The organism is Candidatus Liberibacter americanus str. Sao Paulo (genome assembly GCF_000496595.1).
GTDB classification, from domain to species: domain Bacteria; phylum Pseudomonadota; class Alphaproteobacteria; order Rhizobiales; family Rhizobiaceae; genus Liberibacter; species Liberibacter americanus.
Genome location: NC_022793.1, coordinates 150,338 through 175,213, shown reverse-complemented (window position 1 = coordinate 175,213; position 24,876 = coordinate 150,338). Strand labels below are relative to the sequence as shown.

Sequence of the window (24,876 nt, the reverse complement as noted above, 5' to 3'; positions counted from 1 at the left end):
AATAGTGATATTAGTGCTAATATGTATGATTTCAGAGTGTAAGTGTGTTAGTTGTAGGATTAACTGGATCTATAGGTACAGGAAAAACAACGATAGCTGAATTTTTAAGAAATAAAAAAATTCCAGTTATAAGTTCTGATAATATAGTTGATAAACTATATCAGTATGATGCTGTAGAGATAATTAGGAAAATTTTTCCTGAAACAATTCATAATAATAGAGTAGATAAGCCTTCTTTATTAAATAAATTTAAAGAATCTCCAGAAAATTTAGAAATTATTGAAAATATTATTCATCCAATGGTTAGGTCATGTGAACAAAAATTTTTATCAGAAATGTTTAATAGAGGTGAAAAAATAGTTTTTTTTGAAACTCCTTTAATTTTTGAAAAAAACAAAGAGCATTTTTTTGATTTAATAGTTGTTGTTACTTGTAGTTTTGAAACTAAGCTTAATCGTGTTTTGTCTAGAAAAAAATATACTGAGGAAAATTTTCTTTTTCTTTTATCCAAACAAATGGATGAAAAAGAAAAGATAGATCGTGCTGATTATGTTATAAATACGGAATGCAAAATTGAAGGAATAGAAAAAAAAATCAATAAAATGCTGAATAATTTTTATAAAATAATTGATGAAAATAAAAAATGCGCAAGATAATATTTGATATAGAAACTACAGGTCTTAATAAGAAAGAAGACAGAATTATTCAAATTGGCGCTGTTGAACTAGTAGATTATTCTATAACAGGTCGAACTTTTGAAGTTTTAATTAATCCTGATGGTAAAAAAATAAGTTCTGGTGCTTTTAAAGTACATGGTATAAGTGATGAATCGTTAAAAGATAAACCTACTTTTGATTTAATTTTTCCTAAATTGCGTGATTTTTTTAATGATCAAAATCCTGAACTTATAGCACATAATGCAAATTTTGATGTAGGTTTTATAAATGCGGAATTAAAGAGAATCCAAGAAGAAACTTTAAAATATAAAATTGTTGATACCTTGGCTATCGCAAAGAGTAAGCATCCATCTGCTAAAAATGATTTAAATTCTCTTTGCAAAAGATATGGTATAGATACCTCACATCGCTTAAAGCACAGTGCTTTATTAGATTGTAAGCTTCTTGCGGATGTTTACATACGTATGGTTGGTGGATTACAGATTGATCTGAATTTAGTAAATACAGAACATCTGCATCATAAAAAAGAAAAAAATATCCCATGTTTAAAAAGAAAAAAAGAACTTTTACCTAGAATAACAAAAGTAGAATTAGACAAACACTTTAGCATGATCCAAAAGATTGGTAAAAAATCTATTTGGAATAAGTATATTTTTGATCAATAACTTTTAATTATTAGTATGTATCTCCTTTAAGATACTTATCTTTTTTTAATAATTTTAAAAAATCAATATTATCAATCATAAGAGGAGGAAAACCAGCATCTTTTACTGTATTTGATATAATTTGTCTAACAAAAGGGAAAAGAAGCCTAGGACATTCAACCAATAAAATTAAAGGCATGTTTTCTTTTGAAAAATTAGTAATTCTAAAAACTCCTCCATATGACAATTCTAAAATAAAAATTACCTTTTCATCAATTTTAGCTTCAATATTGAATGATAACAGAACATCAAAGCAATCATCAGAAATTGAATTTGAATTTACCTGTACGTTGATTTGTATTTTAGGTTGTTTGTTTTGTTCTTTAATAAAAAAAACAGGAGATTCAGGAGCTTCGAAAGACAAGTCTTTTATGTATTGATTTACAACAGAGAATACTTGTTTTTCACTATCATCAATTTTTGCCATCTTTTATCCTCAAAATATTATATTAATGTTTAACATTTTAATTTGAATCACACAACCCTTGCCTATGTAAACAGAAACAGGTATATGAATAATATATCAATATATTATTCGGGATATTATGCATAAGTTTATTTTTTAAATTTTATTTTCGAAAATTTATTAGCTGATTTTAGATGATAAATTTAGAGCTTGTGTGTTATAATTAGTTAGTTTGCTTTAACTTAAAATAAGATGGTTTTATTGGGAATGGATTTAGGTGATTTTTTGACATTTTTATTTCTATTTATAGCAATTTTTGTTTTTTTACAACTGCGCAGTGTTTTAGGGAAAAGGACTGGTCATGAAAAACCTTTCTTTGGTTTTTCTTTTACAAGAAAGAAGTTTTCTTCTTTTCCTTCAAAAGATAATAAGTGGAAGATTGTATCATTAGAAAAAGAAAAAAATAAAACTAATGTTGATGATATTGATTTAGTTTTTCCATTTGGAACTAAATTGAATCAATCTCTTCGTGATATAGTTGCTGTTTGTCATAATTTTAATCTCAAGGATTTTTTGACATTGGCTCAAGATTATTATGAATTGATTGTTGTTTCTTTTTTTGATGGTAATATAAGTAATATTGAAAAATTAGTTGACAAAAAAGTTTATGAAGATTTTTCAAATTCTATTTCAAAAAGAAAGACTGATGATAACTTGGTCAAATCAAGTCTTATTGGTATAGATGAATTAAAAATTATTTCTGCAAGAATAGAGGATAAAAATATATACATTACAACACGTATAGTAGGACAATTTATTTCTTGTTCTTATGATAAGGAAGGTACTTTGCTTCCTGATAAACCAGAAGTTTTTGGTAAGGTTGTTGATGTTTGGACTTTTATGAATGTGATTTCTGCTGATAATTCTAACTGGAAGTTAATTTCTACGGAGTAATGAAGTTGATTTTATCTTTATAGTAGATCTGTGTAGTTACGTAGTTACGGCGTTTTTTATTATAAAAATTTAGCTGTTTTTTTGATATTTGAAAGTTTTCAGTAAAATATGAGTAATAATATTACAAATTCCAATTATGGCGCGGATTCAATACAGATTTTAAAAGGTCTAGATGCAGTTAAAAAAAGACCTGGTATGTATATAGGTAATACAGATGATGGATCTGGATTGCATCATATGGTTTATGAGGTAGTAGACAACTCTATAGATGAAGTTTTAGAGGGATATGCAGATGTAATTACTGTTACAATCAATATTGATGGTTCTTGTACAGTAACTGATAATGGTCGTGGAATTCCAACAGATCTTCATAAGGATGAAGGTGTTTCTGCCGCAGAGGTTATTATGACTAGATTGCATGCTGGTGGAAAATTTGATCAAAATTCATATAAAATATCAGGAGGATTACATGGGGTTGGCGTCTCTGTAGTCAATGCACTTTCTTCATGGTTAAAATTGAAAATTAAGCGTGAAGGTAGAATCTATGAAATGGAATTTATTGATGGAGTAGTTAGCAAGCAGTTAACAATTGTTGGTGATGCTGGTGATGAAACTGGTACAGAAGTTACTTTCCTTCCTAATAATGAAATTTTTTCTGTTAATGAATTTGATTATGATATAGTTCAGCATAGATTAAGGGAATTATCTTTTTTAAATTCTGGTGTTAAAATTTTTTTGAAAGATAAACGTTGTTCTGATCCTCGTGAAATTGAGATGTTTTATGAAGGAGGTGTAGAGGCTTTTGTTTCTTACCTTGATAGACATAAAAAGCCATTAATGCAGGATTCTATTAGAATTAGTGGATCAAAAGATAAAATCAATCTTGATTTAGCAATGAGATGGAATGATGGTTATCATGAAAATGTTTTATGTTTTACAAATAATATTCCCCAAAAAGATGGTGGAACTCATTTAATAGGCTTACGTTCTTCACTAACACGTCAGCTTACTTCATATGTGGAAAAAAGTGTTGTATCCAAAAAAGATAAAAGATCTATTATAGGAGATGATTGTAGAGAAGGTTTCACTGCTGTTCTTTCTATACAGATTCCTGATCCAAGATTTTCTTCTCAAACTAAGGAAAAGCTGGTTTCATCAGAAGTACGTTCCGTTGTTGAAGGCTTTGTAAATGATGGACTTTCTGCTTGGTTGGAGGAACATCCAACTGAAGCAAAAATTATAGTCAAGAAAATTTTAGAAGCTTCTATGGTGAGATATGCAGCACGACGTGCGCGAGATTTAACACGTCGTAAAGGTGTTCTTGATATAGCATCTCTTCCTGGAAAATTAGCTGATTGTTCAGAAAGAGATCCTAAAAAATCAGAACTTTTTTTAGTTGAGGGTGATTCTGCTGGCGGTTCTGCTAAGCAAGGTCGTTCTCGTGAAAATCAAGCTATTTTACCATTAAGAGGAAAAATTTTGAATGTAGAGCGTGCTCGCTTCGATAAGATGTTGTCTAGTCAAGAAATAGGTACTTTGATTACAGCTCTTGGTACTGGTATAGGACAGGACGGATTTGATATAAGCAAATTGCGATATCATAAAATTATTATTATGACAGATGCTGATGTTGATGGAGCACACATTCGTACTTTACTTCTAACATTTTTCTTTAGGCAAATGCCTGCTTTAATTCAAAACGGTTTTTTATATATTATCAGACCTCCGTTATATGGAATAACTCGGGGAAAATCTTTGCAGTATGTTAAGGATGAAAACTCTCTTGAAGATTATTTAATTAATCATGTTCTCTCGGAAAAAACAGAGCTTTATTTCGAAAATGGTCAAAGTAAAACTGGGAACGATTTGCGAAATTTTATTAATAATGCTTTAAAAATAGATCTATTGATTAAAAACTTCTATCCAAATTTTGATAGAATATTTATTGAACAAGCAGTTATAGCTGGAGTTTTTAATTCTGATGATAATCAGCAAATTGATGAAAATACTGCTTTTAAATTAGCTAATCGTCTTAATGTTATAGCAGCAGAAAATGAAAAGAATTGGTCTGGCACTATAGATAGTGAAAATATAATTGTTAAACGTATTGTAAGAGGAGTTCAAGAACGTTTAGTTCTTAATATATCCTCAATTCATGCTTTCAGTTTTCGTTATAAAAGGATTTTTTCAAAAGATTTTGAAGATAGTTATTCTATCCCTCCGTTTTTGATTTTTAATGAAGATAAGATAAAGATAATAGGTCCTTGTTCTTTATTAGATACAATATTTACTATAGGGCGAAAGGGAATATCTATGCAGCGTTATAAAGGATTAGGTGAAATGAATGCTGATCAGCTTTGGGATACTACACTTAATCCGGAAGCTCGTTCTTTATTGCGTGTAAAAATTACGGACGCTTCTCAAGCTGATGATTTATTTTCTAGATTAATGGGTGATGAAGTAGAACCACGTCGTGAGTTTATACAAGAGAACTCACTATCTGTTACGCTCAATGTGTAATTTTTCATTTCATTGACATATATTTATATTAAATATGATCTTGTAATTAGAGTTATTACTTTATCTTATTCAGATGATAGTTATCAATGTTTTATTATTTTAATTAAAGGATGTTTGTTTGTTTCAATTTCAATTTTAATTTTTTTAACAAAGTATCTATTTGCTTATGATACGATTTTTGAAAAATTAAGTTATAGTTAGGAGTTTTTAAATTTGAACTGGATTACAAATTTTGTTCGTCCTCGTATAAGTTCTGTGTTTAGTCGCAGGAAAATTCCAGATAATCTTTGGGTTAAATGTCCAGAAACAGGTGAAATGGTTTACTACAAGGATCTGGAAGAAAACCAATGGGTTATATCTCCTTCTAATTTTCACATGAAGATATCGGCAAAGGATAGACTTAAATTCTTATTTGATGATGGAAATTATCGTTTATTAGAGCAACCTCAGGTATTGCAAGATCCATTGGAATTTCGTGATAGTAAAAAATATATAGATCGATTAAAAGAAAATCGATCTAAGACAGGTTTAATTGATTCAGTTATATCGGCTATTGGTAATGTTCATGGTGTTAAATTAGTTGCTGTTGTTCATGATTTTAGCTTTATAGGAGGATCCTTAGGTCTTGCAGCAGGTGAAGCAATTGTAAGTTCCTTTGAAAGAGCTGTTTCTGAAAAATGTCCTTTGGTGATGTTCCCTGCATCTGGTGGAGCGCGTATGCAAGAAGGTATTTTTTCACTTATGCAGTTACCTCGTACCACGATAGCAGTTAATATGCTAAAAGATGCTTCTCTGCCTTACATTGTTGTATTGACAAATCCTACTACAGGTGGTGTAACAGCTTCTTATGCTATGCTTGGGGATATTCATTTAGCTGAACCAGGTGCTGAAATAGGTTTTGCTGGAAGAAGAGTAATTGAGCAGACGGTAAGGGAAAAATTACCCCCTAATTTTCAGAGATCTGAGTATTTAGTAGAACATGGTATGATAGATATGATAGTTCATAGACATGATATTCCGGAAGTTTTATCATCTTTGTGTAAAATTTTAACAAAAAGTACATGACTAACAAGTAATAATTATATTTTATTATTTCAATTATTTTTACTTAAGAAAGTATATGTTTTCACTGCAAAGGATTAGGCGTCTTTTAGATGATTTAGGAAGGCCGCAAGATAACTTGCCTCCTATAATTCACATAGGAGGTACAAATGGCAAGGGATCGGTTGCAGCTTTCACTCAGAGATTGCTTGAAACATCAGGTTTATCAGTACATGTGCATACTTCTCCTCATCTTATTAAATGGAATGAGCGTTTTCGTTTGGGTTCTAAAGGCGATAGAGGGAAATTAGTAGCTGATGAATTATTAGTTGATGTATTTTCTAGGGTTATACAAAAAAATAAAGATCATAGTATAACTACTTTTGAACTATCAGTTGCAGCTGCTATTGTTTTATTCTCAGAACATCCTGCAGATGTAGCCATAATTGAAGTTGGTTTAGGTGGAAGGCTTGATGCTACCAATATAATTGAAAAACCTGCTGTTTCTGTTATTTCATCCATTTCTTTAGATCATGAACGATATTTAGGAGATAACGTTCGTATGATCGCAGAAGAAAAAGCAGAAATTATGAAAAGTGGTTCTCCTGTATTGATAGGTCATCAGTTATACGATGAAGTTCGAGATATTCTTGTTTCAAAAGCAAAAGAAAAGGGATGCCCATATCGTGTCTATGGTGATCATTTTTCTGTTTTTGAAAAAGACGATCATTTAGTTTATCAAGAACAATTTTCTCAAATAAATATACCGAAACCAAGTCTTTTAGGAATGCATCAATATATTAATGCAGCAGTTGCTATTGCTACAGTTAATATTGCTGGATTTAAATTACAAAAAGATTGTATTAAAAAAGCATTACAATCAACAGAGTGGTTTGGACGTTTTCAAAAATTACAATCAGGGCCATTACTTATGCAATTGCCTAATAATTCTGAAGTTTGGTTAGATGGTGGTCATAATCCAGATGCTGGGTTAGTAATCGCTAAAGTGATATCTAAAATCAAGGGAATTCATGAGAAATCACTTTATATTTTAGTTGGAATGAGATGTGATAAAGATCATGCTGGATATCTACGAGCATTTGAAGAGTTATCACCAATTGTTCTTACAGTGCCAATCATGTGCAAAGAAGACGGCAGCCAGCCAACCAGTGCTGATCCACATATGTTAATGCAAGAAGCTAAAAAATTAGGTCTTAAATCTTTCGCTTGCTCATCTATTATGGATGCATTTATTATAATAAAACGAGAAAATACAGCAAATTCTTCTCCAATTATATTTATACTAGGTTCTTTTTATCTAATTGGAGAAGTTCTAAGTAAAAATGAATTTGAAATCAATTAAATAGTATTAAGATCTAGCTATCTAAAAAAGTATATCTTTCACAAGAAAATACTACTCAGATTAATAATTTAAAAAACTAAATAATAGATAATATCCAGTCAGAAATATTTTTTTTAGAAGATACGCCAATCATACTATCTATCATCTTACCATTTTTAAATAAAATAAGAGTTGGAATAGATAATACATTATATTGCGTATTTATAGATGGATTTTCTTCTGTATTGACTTTTACTATTTTAACTTTATCAGATAGTTCATCTGCAATCTCATCAATAATAGGAGATAACCTCATACAAGGTCCACACCAACTAGCCCAAAAATCTACAATTACTGGCTTTGAACATTTCAAAACTTCACAATCGAAGTTGTCCGAATTTACTGATAATGCACCCACTTATAAGTCCTCCCATCTAAAAAACATAGATAAATATCCTACTAATATTAATCTTATTAATAATCAAGGAATTTATTTTACAATTATATAGATAACTTTAAAATTGCTTGATCCAATTGATGTTGCGTGATTATGAATGTTTTTGGTTTTGAGACATAAATAAGCACACAAATAAATGATTTATCAGTATATGATAACTTTAGTAGTTCTTTATATATTGAAAGTTGTGCAATATGTGATAATGGAATATCCTCGATTTCTTTTGGAATATAATTATGAGTTTTATATTCGAAAATTATAACATGTTTATTTGAAACTGATATTAGATCAATGCGTCCAGATACTAAAATATCTTTTTTATTTAAAGATAACTTTCCAGCAACTGATACTTCTGAATAAGAAGTATCAGATATATCTTTTGATATTATAGGATTTTCTAAAAGACTTGTCACAGATAAAACTAAATTATCGTACTCTTTTTTCTCCAAAAGATGCGCATTTTTTTTTAAATATGATACAATATATTGTTTACGATCTTCTATAGGAAGACCAAATATTACTTGTAAAAGATTATGAATAATAAGCCCACGTTTGATAAAATGATTTTGATTAGCATTATCTACAGATAATATTGAACTTAAAATTGGTGCATCTTTTTTATCTAGAATTGATGGATTTAAAATATAGGTTGTATCAATATCATTTGGAATTGAGTCAAAAATTTCTTTTGGGATTATATCTTCTTGCTTAAATTGGGTTATATCTTGTTCTTCTTCAATAATTACACTTTCATCATAGGTAACTCTCCATTCAAGAGCGCTCCATTCATCATTATTTACAGAAGTTTTAATTTTTATTTCTTTGGCTCTTTTATCTTCCTTAAAAGATTTATACACCATATCATACCAGGTCCCTTGGATGTTTTTATCCTTATTTTTACAACTGCAAATAATAAGTCTATCTGATGCGCGTGTCATCCCGACATATAGCAGTCGATGATATTCTTCTCGGGCATTTTTTTCCCTATATTTTATGTGATTTTCAAGTATACTATTACGTAAATTTGCTTGAGGAATATATATCGGAGTTCCAGGATCGTCGTTAGAAGAAGGTATAACTTCTAACTTATTGTTATTGATAAAAAAATCTGATCCATCATCAACAAGGAAGACGATAGGGGATTCTAGTCCTTTTGATGCATGTACCGTCATTATACGTACTTCATTATGATTCTTATATTGCTCCCTTTTTATTGTAGGTGGGTAATTTTCTAATTCTAATATAAATTCTTGTAGAGTATGATAATTTTTTTGTTCATTTCTTAATGCGAAATTTAGAAACTCATCAAGAATATCAATAACTTCATTTCCAAAACGAGAAATAAATAGTTTACTGCCGTTTTTTGCCCCTAAAATTAGTGTAAAAAAATCATAGGGTGAATAAGATTTAGAAAGATCAATTATTTCGTTAATATACTCAACTATATGACGAAATTTAGATGTTTTATTATTGGCAAGTTTTTGCAGGGAAGAAAAGACTGTTTCTGTTTTTTGACGCTTTGCACATATTTCAAATAGATCATCTTCTGATAAATTAAATATTGGACTTTTAAGTATAGATGCTAAAGATAAGTCATCTTCTTGAGATAGCATGAAATATGCAAGAGACATTAAATCTTTTATAGCAAGGTGATTTGTAAGCAATAATTTATCATTATTAGAAACTAATATTTGATGCTCATTTTTAAGGAACCGTGTCAGTAATTTGATAAAAGAAGTACGTTTACGTACTAAGATCATGATATCATCTGCACGAACTAATCTTTTTTTACCATTGCTAATTATAGTATCATTACCTATCATGTCTGAAATTTTATTTGCAATACGCTTTGCAATAATAGATTTAGAAGATATTCTCGGTATAGAATCGAAGTTTGATATCCAATCTTTTTTAGTGTTATCAATTTCTGAAAAAGCCTGTTCCCAAATTTGTACACTGCCAGGATGTCCGATACGATTAGAGCGATGCAGTATAGGATCGTTTTCTTCGCTTAATCCTTGTGCATTTTCTGGTATAGAAAATACTTTATCTACAGATGTTAGAATGTCAGCAGTTGAGCGAAATGATAAGGGAAGCTGTACTATAGAAAATTTATTTCCTGAATTAGTAATTCTTTGTTTATTGATTTTTCTTTCTCGAAAAAAACGAGAATGCTCTGCTCCTTGGAATGAAAAAATAGATTGTTTTTCATCTCCTACCGCAAATAATGTTCTTGGATTTGAATGTGCATTTTCCCCAACAAAAAAATCATCAGTTAAAGATCTAATTACTTCCCATTGAATTAGGCTTGTGTCTTGTGCTTCATCAATGAGAATATGATTAATTTCTTGATCAAGCTTGTATCTTATCCATGAACTAACTTCGCTTTTTTTTAGAAGATCATTTGTGTAAGAAATAAGATCTTCAAAATCAAGAAAACAGTATTTTTTTTTCAATTTATGATGATTATCATTTAAATGTTTTGCTAGAGTTAATGATGCTAATGTTGCTTTCAACATTTTATATGTATTTAAACGATCTCTTATTTTGATAAATACCTCTTGATGATTTTTGAATTTTTTTTCTAGATTAATATCAATTTTTTTAATTAAAAGATTTTTTCTAGGAGATAAATCAGTTGTGATAAATAAATAAGATAAAAAATCAAATGATTTTTCTATAGATTTTTCTTTAAGTATTGCTTTAAATATTTCTGTTTTTTTTGAGCTATCGTTTCCTTTAGTTAGATTTATATACTGATTAATATCTTTTTTTATAACATCTAATAATTTTGATAATTCTGTGTATATTTTTTCGTATTTTTCGTCAGGAGGTAATCCAAATCGTTTTTTGAGCAAAGTTTCTTCTCCGCCGTTTTTATTGGCGAAACATGAAAATCTATTGAGATTATTCCTATTACTAACTATATCAGAGATTAATTTTTCTAAAGTTTGTTCATTGGTTAACTCAAGTATTTCATCGAAGGCTTGTCTTAATTTTATATTATTCACACTCATAATGGAAGCGAGCGTTGATTTTTTTGCTTCTTCTATTAATTTTTTTGATTGTTCTTCATCTAATACGGAAAAGTGACCAGTAGTATTTGCTTCTAGTGGAAATTGTTGAATAATTGTTTCGCAAAATGAATGTATAGTTTTAGCTTTCCACTCTCCTGGAGTTTCAAGGATTTTCAGCAATAATTGTCTTGCTATTCTAATATCTTTTTTACTTGGCCTTTTATTCTGTATTTTTTGAATTTCAGAAAAAAGTTTTTCATCTGATAAGTGAGACCATTCAGTTATTATTTCGAAAACTCGATTTGACATTTCTGCAGCAGCTGCATTTGTATGGGTAAGGCATAGGATTGTAGAAGGATTAACGTTTGCAAGGAAAAGACGCAAAACTCTTAGAACAAGTATATGTGTTTTCCCAGAGCCTGCATTAGCGGAAACCCATGCAGAACTATTGGGATCAGAAGCTAATAATTGCTGTGATCTTGTCCAAGAAAGCCAATCTTTTATCGATTTATTAACTTTTAATGAATCTTTACACATCATAATCTGTTATCCATTCTTCCAAACGAGCAAGATGATCATATTCACTATGAATATTGGATTTTTCTGAGAGACGCAAACGTGAGATGAATGGGTTCGTTCCGTTTTGTAATGATGATATAAATTCAACAAAATTTTCTAGAGATTTTTTTGATAGTTCATCTGTGCATATTTCATTATTTGTAATACGATCAACTTCCAATCCTTGTTTGAGGCGTATATAGGAAAGATATGCAACTTTTCTACAATTGATTTGGTAAAAAGCGCCAGATTTCAAAGCTGCCGCCTCTAATGATAGTTGTGGATCAATAAGATTTTTGGCCATTTGTTTTGTAGGATTATTGCCAGTCTTATAGTCTATTATATCGGCATATCCATTTTCCAATATATCAATTCGATCTGCAATACCAGTAAGTTTTACTCCGATTGATTTTATTTCCATTTTGGCAGGAATATTAACAAAGATTTTTTCAATTGCTGGGCTATCCTCTTGCCTTCTATGCCTTTTTTCTTCGTATAATATGAAAGAGTGAGCTATTTTATGAAAACGATTACGCCAAATAATATCAATATGCGGAGGAAAATTTGCTTTTTTAAAATATTCATCAATAATTTTTTCCATTGCACAAACGATTTTAGGTGTGTTTTTATTGATTTTATTTTGTATTAGTTGCGTGATAATCTCATGAAAGAATATACCAAGATCTTTTTTATCTGGCTCGTTTTCAAAATGGGGAATGAACTCTAGTTTTAGAATTTTCTTTGCATAAATGGCATATGGATCACTTATTAGTAGTTTAACTTCTGAAAAAGAATAGGTTTTAGGTTGCATTTCCAAGGGAGGAAATGGTCTTGGACGTTCTGTAATTATCTGTTTTGTTGTTACATCTAGATTTCTAGCCCAATTTATATATTGATCACCTCTCTTTTTTAGAGTATCAAAAAAAGACTTTCCTCCTAAAACCAAGAGTCTTTGTAACCAACGTGATGCGATTGTTGGAACGTTATTTTTTTGTAAAGAACGACTATATATAAGATTACGCTTGCCACTTGCCATCTCGAAGTCATGTGCAGCTTGGCCAATATGTTTTTCAGCGTTTTCTAATCCTAGATTGTTTTGCATCATTCTAGATAAAAATGGATTTTTGGGAATATGGCTTGGCCAAATTCCTTCATTAAGACCTCCTAATATTAATGTGTCAAAATTAAGCAATCTAGATTCCAAAGTTCCAAATATGAACAAACAAGAAGATTTTTTATTTTCTGGCTTGACTGTTTCTCCTGAAATGAGTGCGGAGATAATGTCTATCCATTCAATAGGATTGGCTTTAATACAAGAACCTGTTTCAATAATATTATGAAAAAATGAAGCTAAAGCCTTTCCATTTGCTCCTCCCCATAAATCATTGAGTTTTCTTTTCTCATCAAAACAAATATTTTCTAAACATTTTACTGTTAATTTGACCCAATCCGATATATCTAAAGTATCGCTATAGTTATTTTCATTCATACTATATTTAGCAAGAGATATTGTAGATTTAACAATATTATCTGCCAGTAAAGCAGCCAAATCTTTTTCTTCATCAGATAAACGTGATCTCCAATTTGGAGATTTTTTATCATATTTTTGTTCAGATATTTTATTTATAAAAACAGATTTTATTTTTGTTATATTATAGCGATCTTTATTTCCGCGAAGAGCTATGAATTCAAGTGCATTTTTGGCCCTAGATAGATGCTTTTCAGTAAATCCAAATTTTGCCATGGGATGTTTAATTAAAGCCGCAATAGCTACTGGATCGTTTGATTTTAGAATAGCGTTTAATAGTGTTATAAGAATAGATCCTTGTAATGTTGTTGATAGTGGTATCCCAGCGGAAATATCAATATCTATACCAAAGCGTGTTAGTTCTAATTTGACGCGACGAGCTAGATTACGATCCGCGGTTATTAATGCGGTTTTTTTTTTGTTTTTAAGCATGGCTAATTTCATAGCTATTGCTATGGAAGTTGCCTCTTCTCTTTCATTATTTGCTTCTATTAATGCTACATTTGAAAATGCATTTTCAATATCTTGCATTAAAACATCATTATGATGAATATCATCATTTCCTGATGGCAAGAAGGATTTTGAAATTATTTTAGAACGTAAATTAAGGTCATCTTTTATAGTTCCTAGGCATTTCACATCTTCACGTTTAATTTTCAAAAAATTAATAATTTTAGCTAATAAATATTGCGGATGCATTGAGTGATTAACATTAGATTTTTTAGTAAGTATTTGCCATATTTTTTCTGGCATAACTAAATCCAATCCTGGTAAAACTACTGCCCCATTAGGGTCATTGGCTACTATAGACATTAATCTTGCTGTTGCCGGCATAGATCCAGTTGATCCTGCAATAATTACTGTATCGTTTTTTTTTCTATTAGAAATATATTCTGATTCGGCCCTCATGAGTTCTATTCGATAATTAACAGCTGAAGAAGCTTTTAGCTCATAAAGTCTTTTTGTCCAAAAGTTACTAGCAATTTTTAGAAAATCTAAAGCTATAATCCACCATGCTCCATATTGTTCATTATTAAGTGAATAAAGCTCTTCCCAATTTTTTTCTTCTGATTCAATTATATCAATGATTTCTGCTAGATTTTTTGCAAGCCAGATTGCATCTGCAGGATTTGCTGGTAGGTTTAATGGCGATTCAGGATGAATATCACGTATTGCATCAGGTAATCGATCGCGCCATAGTATAATTAGTTTTGCTAATTCCAATAGTCGCCTTATATTAGATATAGGTTGATTAAGTTCACATGAGTTAAGAAAATCATAGTTGAAAATGTAATTTTCTTCAAGAATATCACCCAATGGCTTTATCACTGGTAAAATTGTAGACTTATTACACATAATATCGAAAAATTCTGAGCGTAATGCTTGTATTGCGAGTTTTGTTGGTACGTATATCGTAACTGAAGCTAGAGAAAGCGGATTATATGGGTTGTATTGAAAGTTTTCCACTAAAGTGCCATTTAAAAGCGATATTACAACTTCTTTGAAAAAATTAGAATGTGGAGCAATAGTAAAAACATTTGGATTATTATTTTGCATGATTTTTAATATTTATTATTTAATTTTTTATATTCTTATTCATAATATGATCAATTATCCATTTTTCAGCTGAGATAGTTGCTTTCCTTTTAATATTTTCTTGATCAAGCTGAATACAAATTCGATTGGATGGTAGCAGTTCTTTTCCTACATCAGGCCATTCAACTATACAGATTCCTTCACTTAAAAGTTCATCGAACCCTAATTCAAAAAAATCTTGAATATTTGACAATCTATAAAAATCAAAATGAGCTATTGGTATTTTAGATTCGTAAATTTGCAATATTGTAAAAGTAGGACTTAAAACCTCTAAGTTATCTTTTTTTAATAAAAATCGTATGATTGAGCGTGCTAAAAAAGTTTTTCCTGAACCTATTTCACCGGATAATGTTACGCAATCTCCACATTTAAGTATAGATGCTAAATTATGACCAAGCTGAATTGTATCTTTTTCGTTTATAAGAGGAATAGTTATGGAATAAGTAGAAACAGATATATCAGGACCACTCATATCAGGGCTCATTTTTAGAAACTGACTTTGAAGGAATGTGGCAAGTGATCTTTGTCATACCTTCATTTGAACTATCAATATATACTTTACCACCATGTAGATGTATAAAACTTTCGACTATGGATAACCCTAATCCCGCTCCTCTACGTTTTCCAGGTTGCAAACCTGAAACAAACCTGTCAAATACATTCATATCTTCAGGGATTTTAGGTCCTTTATTAGTAACAGAAAAAATGAAATCATTTCCATCACGCAAAGATTCTAGCACTACAACTGATCCTTTGGGAGAAAAATCTGCAGCATTTCTGAGTATTTTTACAAAAATTTGAATTAATCTTTGTCTATCAGCAATAATTGATCCTAGTTTTCCTTTGGTAGAAATTTTTAGTTTTATATCTCTTTCTTGCATTTTATGAGCAATAGATTTATTCACCTCATTTAAAAGATCACTTATAATAATTTCGCTATATTTTAATTCCATAATTCCTGCATCTACAGTTGCTAGATCAAGAATATCATTGACTAAATTAAGTAATAATGCCGATGAAGCAGATATGTACTCAACATATTCTGATTGTTTTTGATTCAAGCTACCCAACTTGAAAGTTTTAAGTAAATCGGTAAATCCTATTATATTTGTTAGAGGAGAGCGTAATTCATATGATACGTGCTGGACAAAACTGTTTTTTAATCCATCAGCTTTTCGTAGTGCTTCATTTTTTTCAGTTAAGGCTTGTTCTGCCTTAACTGAGTCCGTTACGTTAACGAAAGTCAGCATAGTTTGTGCATTTGGTAAAGGAATTATATAATATTCTAGGACAGAGTTTGATAATAGTTCTAGCTTACCTTTTAGAGATTTCCTTTCATCCTCGAAACTAGTGATTATTGCAGCAAATAGGTTCCAACCGTCTGGCTTATCGTAATACTTAGAGCATGTAGCGGCAATATTACGGATATGTGTACCTGGAGATACTTGTTCTTCATCGGTTTGCCATAGATTTCGGAAGGCAGGATTGGATAATTTAATTTTACCATCTGGTCCGAAGACAGCAACTCCTTCAGATAAATGATCTATAGTTTCTCCTTGTACTTTTACTAATGTATTATATCTTGTTTCAAGATCCATTTGTACTGTTAAATTTTCAAACATCCAAATTGTTCCTCCTTGCGGATGAGGAACAACTATTATTTTAAGTGTTTGTCCATTAGGCAAATGCCAAGTATCAGTATAAGTATCCGACGATTTATATACAGAAAAAATATTTTCTTTCCATTTTTTCCAATTGAGCTGTTCTGGTAATTTATTTGCAGAACGGAAGAATTCTAACATCTCATCATTACTAGGATTGGTTTCTAAAAAATCAATATCTACTTCCCATAGTTTGATAAAAGATTGATTATAAAATTGCAGATATCGATTTTTATCAAATATCGCTATAGCAACAGTTAGATTATGAAGTATTTCATATATATGCGTTAATTGATCATGTGTATTTACTTCTTGGGATACATCAATTGCTATTCCTGCCGCTCCAAAAGAATTGATTACACTAACTATTTTATAGGATTTATTTCTTCCTTGTTCAACGGTTGATATTATCTCGCAGAATTTATCTTCTTCTGTTATAGACGACAACATTCTTTTTTTTACTTCTTCCTCAGAAAGTATACGATTGTTAAATATTGCTTGTTTTGATGACGCATTCTCTACGTATTTTCTATAACTATTATTTGTCCAAATGATTTCCCCGCTTTGATCTCGTTGCCATACCTTGAAATCAATGGAATCAAGCAGTAGTTTAAAAATAGATATTTTGTTGCACATTTTTTTGTATTGCAATGTTGTTTCTGCTAATTCCGCATATATTCCATTAAGGGTCAAAAAACGAAGGAAGGCACAACTACCTGATACCCTTCCTTCTATTTTAATTGTACAGTTATTTTGAGTTTCTGCTATAATATCAAAGCTTTGCCCATTGTTTCTAAGTTCTTCTATTCCTTGTGATAATTTTACATAATCATTTTGTTTTAACCAATTTTCAAAGGATAAAAAATCAGTATCTTTTTGAGGGATGCCTATTTCTGCAGGGAATTGTCCAATTACCTCGGGATTATTATCATATCCATCCCATACGATAATACGATAGTTATTATTGGCTAATAATGAATGATATTTTGATAGTTGATAGCATACTTCAGAAAGGCATAAATACGCATCATTGACTTTTTTTGCGAGAGTATTCCTTTGCCTTATAAGCAAAACAATTGGAATAATAGTTGCTAAGATCAATCCAACTATTGTTCCAAATATTGCCATTTTACAGGAAAAGTTATACCAAACGCGTATTCCATCTTCAATATTTATCTTTTCCATGCTAGTCATCATTTTTACAGCTACACCTACCTTTTAAGAAAAGCTATTAAGGGGCAAATATTATCTTTAATCAGTAGATTAAGTATATCTGTCACAGAGAATAATACGCATCCTATTAATGAAAATATTGTTGAGTGATGTTTGCTATCTTTTCCTATTTTTATCTCAATATTTACGTGAGGCATGAATCAAAACAAGTATTTTCTTGATTTTTTAGAAATAGCTAGAGACATTATCATGAATACTTCTCTTTAAAAATTTGCAATAACACTTAATGCTGAAGCTACAAAAACTTTTTATATATCAACTAGCTATAATAATAACCCCTGATTATTTCCTCTATCTTAAGCAATGCCTTATCTTAGGTCAATATTTCAAATACAAAAGATATTTAATCAAATATCTTTTGTATTACTTTTTATCAAATTAATCATTACTTTTGTATCTATCTTATTTTAAAGTAATATTATTTCCAATTATATTATATTTTATATGAAGAAATATTGTGTTTTTTAATTATCAAAAAATAAATTATTGTCCATATTACTTAGTTAAGAAAGTTATAACATCATCTATCCCCACCCTTGTATTTGCTAAATAATATAATTGCATTAATTACGTATTATGTGTATTAAAATAATGCTTGACATTATTGAATTATGACTTTGCATGGGGGATTTATGGGTGTATTTGATTTAGGGACAGCTTCTTGTATTCATTATAACATGCCTATAAGTAAGCTTTATGAAGAATCTATCCGTCGCGAGGAGAATACAATTATTACGTGTCATGGCGCGTTGAGGGCTTTAACTGGTCAGCATACAGGTCGCTCTCCCCTTGATAAATTTATTGTGCGTGATGATGCCACTGAAAAAAATGTTTTCTGGAATAATAATGCTAATATTTCCCCAGCTAATTTTTCCGTATTAAAAAAAGATATGTTGGATTATATTAGAGGCAAAGAGTTATTCTTGCAGGATTTAGAGGCATGCCCTTATACTAAAAATTCATTAGATGTGCGTGTTGTGACTCAATACGCATGGCATTCTTTGTTTATTCGAAACTTGTTAAAGAGCAAAAAATATGACTCTTCCACATCTGCTGATACTAGTTTGAAAGTAGTAGTTTTGCCTGATTTTCATGCTAACCCAGATCGTCATGGATGTCGTTCTACTACAATAATAGCAATTGATTTTAGCTCAAGATTGATATTGATAGGCGGTACTTCATATGCAGGAGAGATAAAGAAGTCGATATTCACCTATCTTAATTATTCTTTCCCAGAATATGGAATTATGCCAATGCATTGCTCTGCAAATATAGGAGATGAGGGTGATGTGGCTTTGTTTTTCGGGCTTTCTGGCACTGGCAAAACAACACTTTCAGCCAGCCCTAAAAGATCGCTTATAGGAGATGATGAGCACGCTTGGAGCGATGAAGGCGTATTTAATTTTGAAGATGGATGCTATGCAAAGGCAATAAATCTTTCAAAAGAAATGGAGCCGGATATTTTTTCTGCATCATGTCGTTTTGGAACAATACTTGAAAATGTTATAATTGATGATAATGGAATCCCTGATTTCAATGATAGCTCCATGACAGAAAATACTAGAGCTGCCTATCCTTTAGAATTTATTTCTAATCATTCACGTACGGCTATAGGACATTTTCCTCGGCACGTCATTATGTTAACTGCTGATGCATTTGGGGTCCTTCCTCCAATCGCTCGTTTAACAACTGAACAATCTGTTTATTACTTCCTTTCTGGCTATACTGCAAAACTTGCTGGCACGGAAAAAGGAGTTTTAGAGCCAGAGGCAACATTTTCAGCTTGTTTTGGAGCTCCTTTTATGCCAAGAGATCCTTTGCAATATGGTAATATACTCAAGGATTATATTAAAAAATATAAAGCTAATTGTTGGCTGATTAATACTGGCTGGACATCTGGTCCATATGGCATAGGTAATCGTGTCCCTATATGTGTTACACGTATCTTATTAGATGCTATTTTTAATGATTCTATTAAAAATTATCCTTATCGTCTTGATGATAATTTTGGATTTTCTGTTCCGCTTGAGGTAAAAGGAGTAGATAAAAAATATTTAAACCCTCGACAATCTTGGTCTGATGGCTGTTCTTATGATCTAAATATGAAAAAGTTATTGTCAATGTTTGCGCGTAATTTTGCTAAATTTGAAACTAATTCTGATAGTTCTATTGTTGTTGGATTTAGGGGATAGAGAGATATGGATAAACTTGAATAGGGAAAAAATCCATTCCTTATTGTGCCTTACTGCGATTGATTTTTTTATTATATATTACGATTCAGCGTAAATTGTTTTTTGTGGTTGTCTACTTCGATAGAAAAAAGAAAGAGGCCTATTAGTATTATATGTTTATTTTATTAGAGAATGATTTTGTTGTAATATATTAATTCCCTTAACAATTTAATGTACATTGATGTATAGATTTTCGTCTAATTATCATTATATGATGTAATAGAATGAATACAATTATTATATGTATATAAAAAACTTTTCATCTATAAGCTTTATATCGTAGAAAATAATATTTTTAAGTCCTAGCTTTAAAGCATTTTCGATACATGAGGATGTTGGTTTTTATGGTCATTAGGCAAAGTCAATCCATCTTTTTAATAATTCTAAAAATATATAATTAATTAAAAATATACTCTATGGTAAATCCACCTGTGATAATCGACCATATTACGAAAATAATAGACTTATTTACGTCATGGTTGAAAAATAATTAGCTTTCTTCAAGAGTATTTTTTTATCTTTAACTACAATGGTAGTTTATTACGTCATTTGTTAATTATATTTTTGTTAAATATTACTAATAACCATAATATTTTTATTTTTGTATATTTAAAATATGATATATCAAGATTATATTAAGAACCATATTCAGCATTAAAACTTTACTAGATTGCATTTGGAATAATAGATATTATAATACATCTCTTATTAGGAGATAGTTATTTCTGTTTTTAAACATTGGATATAGGTAATAATGATAGCTATGGGTGAATGCAATTCTAATCTTAAGATGTATGCTACAACAATTTTGACTGTACGTAAAAACGGTATTGCTGTAATTGCTGGTGACGGGCAAGTAAGTCTTGGCAATACTATTATGAAGGGCAATGCTCGTAAAATTCGTAGGTTAAGTAAAGGTAATATTATAGCTGGTTTTGCAGGCACTTCTGCAGATGCTTTTGCTCTGATAGAAAGATTAGAAAAAAAGCTTGAACAGTATCCTGGGCAGCTTTTGCGAGCATCTGTTGAGTTGACTAAAGATTGGCGTATGGATAAATATTTGCGCAATCTTGAAGCTATGATGCTTATAGCTGATAGGATGACAACATTGGTGATTACAGGTACAGGTGATGTTCTTGAGCCGGAGTATGGTATCATGGCAATTGGTTCGGGAGGGGCTTATGCTCTCGCGGCAGCTCGTGCTTTGATTAAAACAGAGAAAACAGCTGAAGAAATTGCTCGTGAAGCTATGTCGATTGCGGCTGATATTTGTATTTATACCAACCATGAGATTGTGTTGGAAACTTTGGAAGTCGATGTTTGATAGGATGGATGATGCTCAAATTTAATTTTTCTCCAAGTGAAATTGTTTCTGAACTTGATAGGTATATTGTTGGGCAGTCGGATGCAAAACGTGCTGTTGCTATAGCTCTTAGAAATCGTTGGCGGCGTCAGCAATTGCCTGAAGATTTACGTGATGAAGTGATGCCAAAAAATATATTGTTTGTTGGTCCTACAGGTGTTGGGAAAACAGCTATTTCTCGACGACTTGCAAAATTAGCAGGAGCTCCTTTTATCAAAGTTGAAGTTACTAAGTTTACTGAGATTGGATATGTCGGGCGTAATGTTGAGCAAATAATACGTGATCTTGTCGATATAGCTGTAAATCTTGTACGTGATAAAAGGCGTAATGAAGTTAGAGAACAGGCCGTTATCAATGCGGAAGATAGAATATTAGACGCTCTTGTTGGAAAATCAGCATCTTCTTCTACTCGGGATATTTTCCGTAAAAAGTTTCGTAATGGTGAAATTGATGACAAGGATATAGATATAGATATAGCGGATACTTCTCCCGATATGTCTAGTTTTGATATTCCTGGCGCTGGCGTCAATACAGGAGTTCTAAACCTCTCAGAATTATTTTCCAAAGTAATGGGTGGCGGCCGTAGAAAAAAAATGCGTATGTCAGTGCGTAAATGCTATCCGGAGCTTTTGCGTGATGAATCTGATCAATTAATTGATATGGATATTGTTCATAGAGAGAGCGTGTATATGGTTGAAAATTATGGAATTGTTTTTCTAGATGAGATTGACAAAATAGTAACACGTGAATCTAGGGAAGGTATGGGGATTTCTCGTGAAGGTGTGCAGAGAGATCTTTTGCCATTGGTAGAAGGAGCTACTGTTTCAACAAAATGCGGTGCCGTTAATACTGAACATATTTTGTTTATTGCCTCAGGTGCATTTCATGTTTCTAGGCCTTCTGATCTTCTTCCTGAAATGCAGGGTAGATTTCCAGTACGTGTGCAGCTAAAATCATTGAATAAAGATGATTTCCGTTCAATTCTAACGGATACAGAATCCAATCTTATAATCCAATATAAAGAATTGATGAAAACAGAAGGTGTAATATTGGATTTCACAGAAGATTCTATAGATGCTCTTGCTGATGTCGCAGTAAGTTTAAATAGCGCTGTTGGTGATATAGGTGCTCGTCGTTTACAGACGGTTATGGAAAGGGTCTTGGATGAAATATCTTTTTCTGCTTCAGAGAATAAAGATAAAAAGATTGTAATTGATGCTAATTATGTTCGTTCTCATATAGGAGAATTTACATCAGATACAGATGTATATCGTTATATTTTATAGATTAGTCTTTTTTATTATTTTTTAAGGATTTACGTTTCTAGGGGATATAGTTTTTATTTGATAGAGTCAAATAAGGTTTAAAAAAAGATATAAGAGATATGTTATAAGATTAAGTGATATAAAAATATATATGTATTTGTATTTTTGTTGACTAAAGTAGAATGATCTGTTTAATATTGCGGGTTGGTATTTGACAAAGGAATAAGGAGAAGGAAGGGAGACATGGACGGCGATTTTTAATATTTGTAATATTATTTATTAATATTATGGATTTAGGAACGTTTAAGATGTTTTTCTAACTAGTTGATGCGTTTATATACGTTATTAGCGGAAGGATTTGAGCATGTTTGCGTTTTTAGCAATAACATGAGAGTTTGATCCTGGCTCAGAACGAACGCTGGCGGCAGGCTTAACACATGCAAGTCGAGCGAGTACGCAAGTACTAGCGGCAGACGGGTGAGTAACGCGTGGGGATCTACCTTTTTCTACGGGATAACGCACGGAAACGTGTGCTAATACCGTATACGCCTTTAGAGGGAAAGATTTTATTGGAGAAAGATGAACCCGCGTTAGATTAGCTAGTTGGTGGGGTAAAGGCCTACCAAGGCGATGATCTATAGCTGGTCTGAGAGGACGATCAGCCACACTGGGACTGAGACACGGCCCAGACTCCTACGGGAGGCAGCAGTGGGGAATATTGGACAATGGGGGCAACCCTGATCCAGCCATGCCGCGTGAGTGAAGAAGGCCTTAGGGTTGTAAAGCTCTTTCGCCGGAGAAGATAATGACGGTAACCGGAGAAGAAGCCCCGGCTAACTTCGTGCCAGCAGCCGCGGTAATACGAAGGGGGCGAGCGTTGTTCGGAATAACTGGGCGTAAAGGGTGCGTAGGCGGGCGATTAAGTTAGAGGTGAAATCCCAAGGCTCAACCTTGGAACTGCCTTTAATACTGTTTGTCTAGAGTTCAGGAGAGGTGAGCGGAATTCCGAGTGGAGAGGTGAAATTCGTTGATATTCGGAGGAACACCAGTGGCGAAGGCGGCTCACTGGCCTGATACTGACGCTGAGGCACGAAAGCGTGGGGAGCAAACAGGATTAGATACCCTGGTAGTCCACGCTGTAAACGATGAGTGCTAGCTGTTGGGTGGTTTACCATTCAGTGGCGCAGCTAACGCGTTAAGCACTCCGCCTGGGGAGTACGGTCGCAAGATTAAAACTCAAAGGAATTGACGGGGGCCCGCACAAGCGGTGGAGCATGTGGTTTAATTCGATGCAACGCGCAGAACCTTACCAGCCCTTGACATGGTGGGACGATATCAGAGATGATATTTTCTTTTCGGAGACCCACACACAGGTGCTGCATGGCTGTCGTCAGCTCGTGTCGTGAGATGTTGGGTTAAGTCCCGCAACGAGCGCAACCCCTGCCTATATTTGCCATCATTAAGTTGGGAACTTTATAGGGACTGCCGGTGATAAGCCGGAGGAAGGTGGGGATGACGTCAAGTCCTCATGGCCCTTATGGGCTGGGCTACACACGTGCTACAATGGTGGTGACAGAGGGTTGCAAAGTCGCGAGGCGGAGCTAATCCCTAAAAGCCATCTCAGTTCGGATTGCACTCTGCAACTCGAGTGCATGAAGTTGGAATCGCTAGTAATCGCGGATCAGCATGCCGCGGTGAATACGTTCTCGGGCCTTGTACACACCGCCCGTCACACCATGGGAGTTGGTTTTGCCTGAAGACGGTGAGCTAACCGTAAGGAGGCAGCCGGCCACGGTAGGGTCAGCGACTGGGGTGAAGTCGTAACAAGGTAGCCGTAGGGGAACCTGCGGCTGGATCACCTCCTTTCTAAGGAAGATGTTTATTATTATTAGATTAATTTGATGATATTAGCATTTTTTAAAGATAGAGCGTTAAGCTCAAGATATGATCTGTTATTTATTAATGACAGTTTTTTATGTCGCCGTCCAAGTTTCTCTTTCTTTTCCCATGTTTTTGCGAATGATGGGGTCGTTTATTATTAAATAGGGCCCATAGCTCAGGCGGTTAGAGTGCACCCCTGATAAGGGTGAGGTCGGTAGTTCGAGTCTACCTGGGCCCACCACCCATTTTTAGGGGCCGTAGCTCAGCTGGTAGAGCGCCTGCTTTGCAAGCAGGATGTCAGCGGTTCGATTCCGCTCGGCTCCACCATTTGCAATTATTAATATTTTTTTGTTTTAATACATAAGATATATTAAAATTGAATAGAAGATAGATTTTTTTGTATTATAGATGATTGCATTGTATGCGAGCATTTATATTACCG

15 protein-coding genes, 2 tRNA genes and 1 rRNA gene are annotated in these 24,876 nt (G+C 32.3%); 12 read left to right on the top strand and 6 right to left on the bottom strand.

The features are described from left to right. The first annotated feature begins 44 nt into the window (after positions 1–44). Both coaE and dnaQ read left to right on the top strand, forming a co-directional pair. Positions 45–656, top strand: a complete 612-nt coding sequence (gene coaE / locus LAM_RS00705; protein ID WP_007556782.1) for a dephospho-CoA kinase — start codon at positions 45–47, stop codon at positions 654–656. Then, entirely contained in the window at positions 644–1,342 is a 699-nt protein-coding gene (gene dnaQ, locus LAM_RS00700; protein ID WP_007556783.1) for a DNA polymerase III subunit epsilon, read from the top strand. Before coaE ends, dnaQ begins: the two co-directional genes overlap by 13 nt. Positions 1,343–1,352: 10 nt before the next feature. On the opposite strand, the gene secB is transcribed toward dnaQ, so the two are convergent. Next, a complete protein-coding gene (gene secB, locus LAM_RS00695) occupies positions 1,353–1,808 on the bottom strand; it encodes a protein-export chaperone SecB (RefSeq protein WP_007556784.1) in 456 nt (151 codons plus the stop codon). A 264-nt stretch (positions 1,809–2,072) separates the two neighbouring features. On the opposite strand from secB, the gene LAM_RS00690 reads away from it, so the two are divergent. From LAM_RS00690 to LAM_RS00675, 4 genes are all read left to right on the top strand, one after another. Continuing rightward, positions 2,073–2,741 (top strand): Tim44/TimA family putative adaptor protein, encoded by a 669-nt coding sequence (locus LAM_RS00690; RefSeq protein WP_240532026.1) that lies wholly within the window; start codon positions 2,073–2,075, stop codon positions 2,739–2,741. A 108-nt stretch (positions 2,742–2,849) separates the two neighbouring features. Further along, positions 2,850–5,261: a DNA topoisomerase (ATP-hydrolyzing) subunit B gene (gene gyrB, locus LAM_RS00685; RefSeq protein WP_007556787.1), complete on the top strand. Its 2,412-nt coding sequence runs from the start codon at positions 2,850–2,852 to the stop codon at positions 5,259–5,261. Positions 5,262–5,474: 213 nt separating this feature from the next. Continuing rightward, complete coding sequence (gene accD, locus LAM_RS00680; protein WP_007556789.1) at positions 5,475–6,326, top strand: acetyl-CoA carboxylase, carboxyltransferase subunit beta; 852 nt, start codon at positions 5,475–5,477, stop codon at positions 6,324–6,326. A gap of 55 nt (positions 6,327–6,381) precedes the next feature. Continuing rightward, complete coding sequence (locus LAM_RS00675; protein ID WP_007556790.1) at positions 6,382–7,665, top strand: bifunctional folylpolyglutamate synthase/dihydrofolate synthase; 1,284 nt, start codon at positions 6,382–6,384, stop codon at positions 7,663–7,665. Between the two features lie 76 nt (positions 7,666–7,741). On the opposite strand, the gene trxA is transcribed toward LAM_RS00675, so the two are convergent. From trxA to LAM_RS00650, 5 genes are all read right to left on the bottom strand, one after another. Then, entirely contained in the window at positions 7,742–8,062 is a 321-nt protein-coding gene (gene trxA / locus LAM_RS00670; RefSeq protein ID WP_007556791.1) for a thioredoxin, read from the bottom strand. An 83-nt stretch (positions 8,063–8,145) separates the two neighbouring features. Further along, a complete protein-coding gene (addA, locus tag LAM_RS00665; protein WP_007556792.1) occupies positions 8,146–11,658 on the bottom strand; it encodes a double-strand break repair helicase AddA in 3,513 nt (1,170 codons plus the stop codon). Then, positions 11,648–14,761, bottom strand: a complete 3,114-nt coding sequence (addB, locus tag LAM_RS00660) for a double-strand break repair protein AddB (protein ID WP_007556793.1) — start codon at positions 14,759–14,761, stop codon at positions 11,648–11,650. Before addB ends, addA begins: the two co-directional genes overlap by 11 nt. 19 nt (positions 14,762–14,780) lie before the next feature. After that, positions 14,781–15,284, bottom strand: a complete 504-nt coding sequence (tsaE, locus tag LAM_RS00655; RefSeq protein ID WP_023466156.1) for a tRNA (adenosine(37)-N6)-threonylcarbamoyltransferase complex ATPase subunit type 1 TsaE — start codon at positions 15,282–15,284, stop codon at positions 14,781–14,783. Continuing rightward, a complete protein-coding gene (locus LAM_RS00650; protein ID WP_007556795.1) occupies positions 15,274–17,658 on the bottom strand; it encodes a sensor histidine kinase in 2,385 nt (794 codons plus the stop codon). The genes tsaE and LAM_RS00650 overlap by 11 nt, the downstream gene beginning before the upstream one ends. Positions 17,659–18,326: 668 nt before the next feature. On the opposite strand from LAM_RS00650, the gene pckA reads away from it, so the two are divergent. The 6 genes from pckA to LAM_RS00620 all read left to right on the top strand — a co-directional run bounded on the left by pckA (position 18,327) and on the right by LAM_RS00620 (position 24,761). Continuing rightward, positions 18,327–19,886, top strand: coding sequence for a phosphoenolpyruvate carboxykinase (ATP) (gene pckA / locus LAM_RS00645; RefSeq protein WP_007556796.1), 1,560 nt, complete (start codon positions 18,327–18,329; stop codon positions 19,884–19,886). Between the two features lie 802 nt (positions 19,887–20,688). Continuing rightward, on the top strand, positions 20,689–21,249 hold the full coding sequence (hslV, locus tag LAM_RS00640; protein ID WP_007556797.1) for an ATP-dependent protease subunit HslV: 561 nt from the start codon (positions 20,689–20,691) through the stop codon (positions 21,247–21,249). 8 nt (positions 21,250–21,257) lie between these two features. After that, a complete protein-coding gene (gene hslU, locus LAM_RS00635) occupies positions 21,258–22,574 on the top strand; it encodes an ATP-dependent protease ATPase subunit HslU (RefSeq protein WP_041185281.1) in 1,317 nt (438 codons plus the stop codon). A gap of 362 nt (positions 22,575–22,936) precedes the next feature. After that, positions 22,937–24,419: ribosomal RNA gene (locus LAM_RS00630) — 16S ribosomal RNA — on the top strand. A 179-nt stretch (positions 24,420–24,598) separates the two neighbouring features. After that, positions 24,599–24,675 (top strand) — tRNA-Ile (locus LAM_RS00625). Positions 24,676–24,685: 10 nt separating this feature from the next. Then, positions 24,686–24,761, top strand: a tRNA-Ala gene (locus tag LAM_RS00620). The last annotated feature ends 115 nt before the right edge of the window (positions 24,762–24,876 follow it).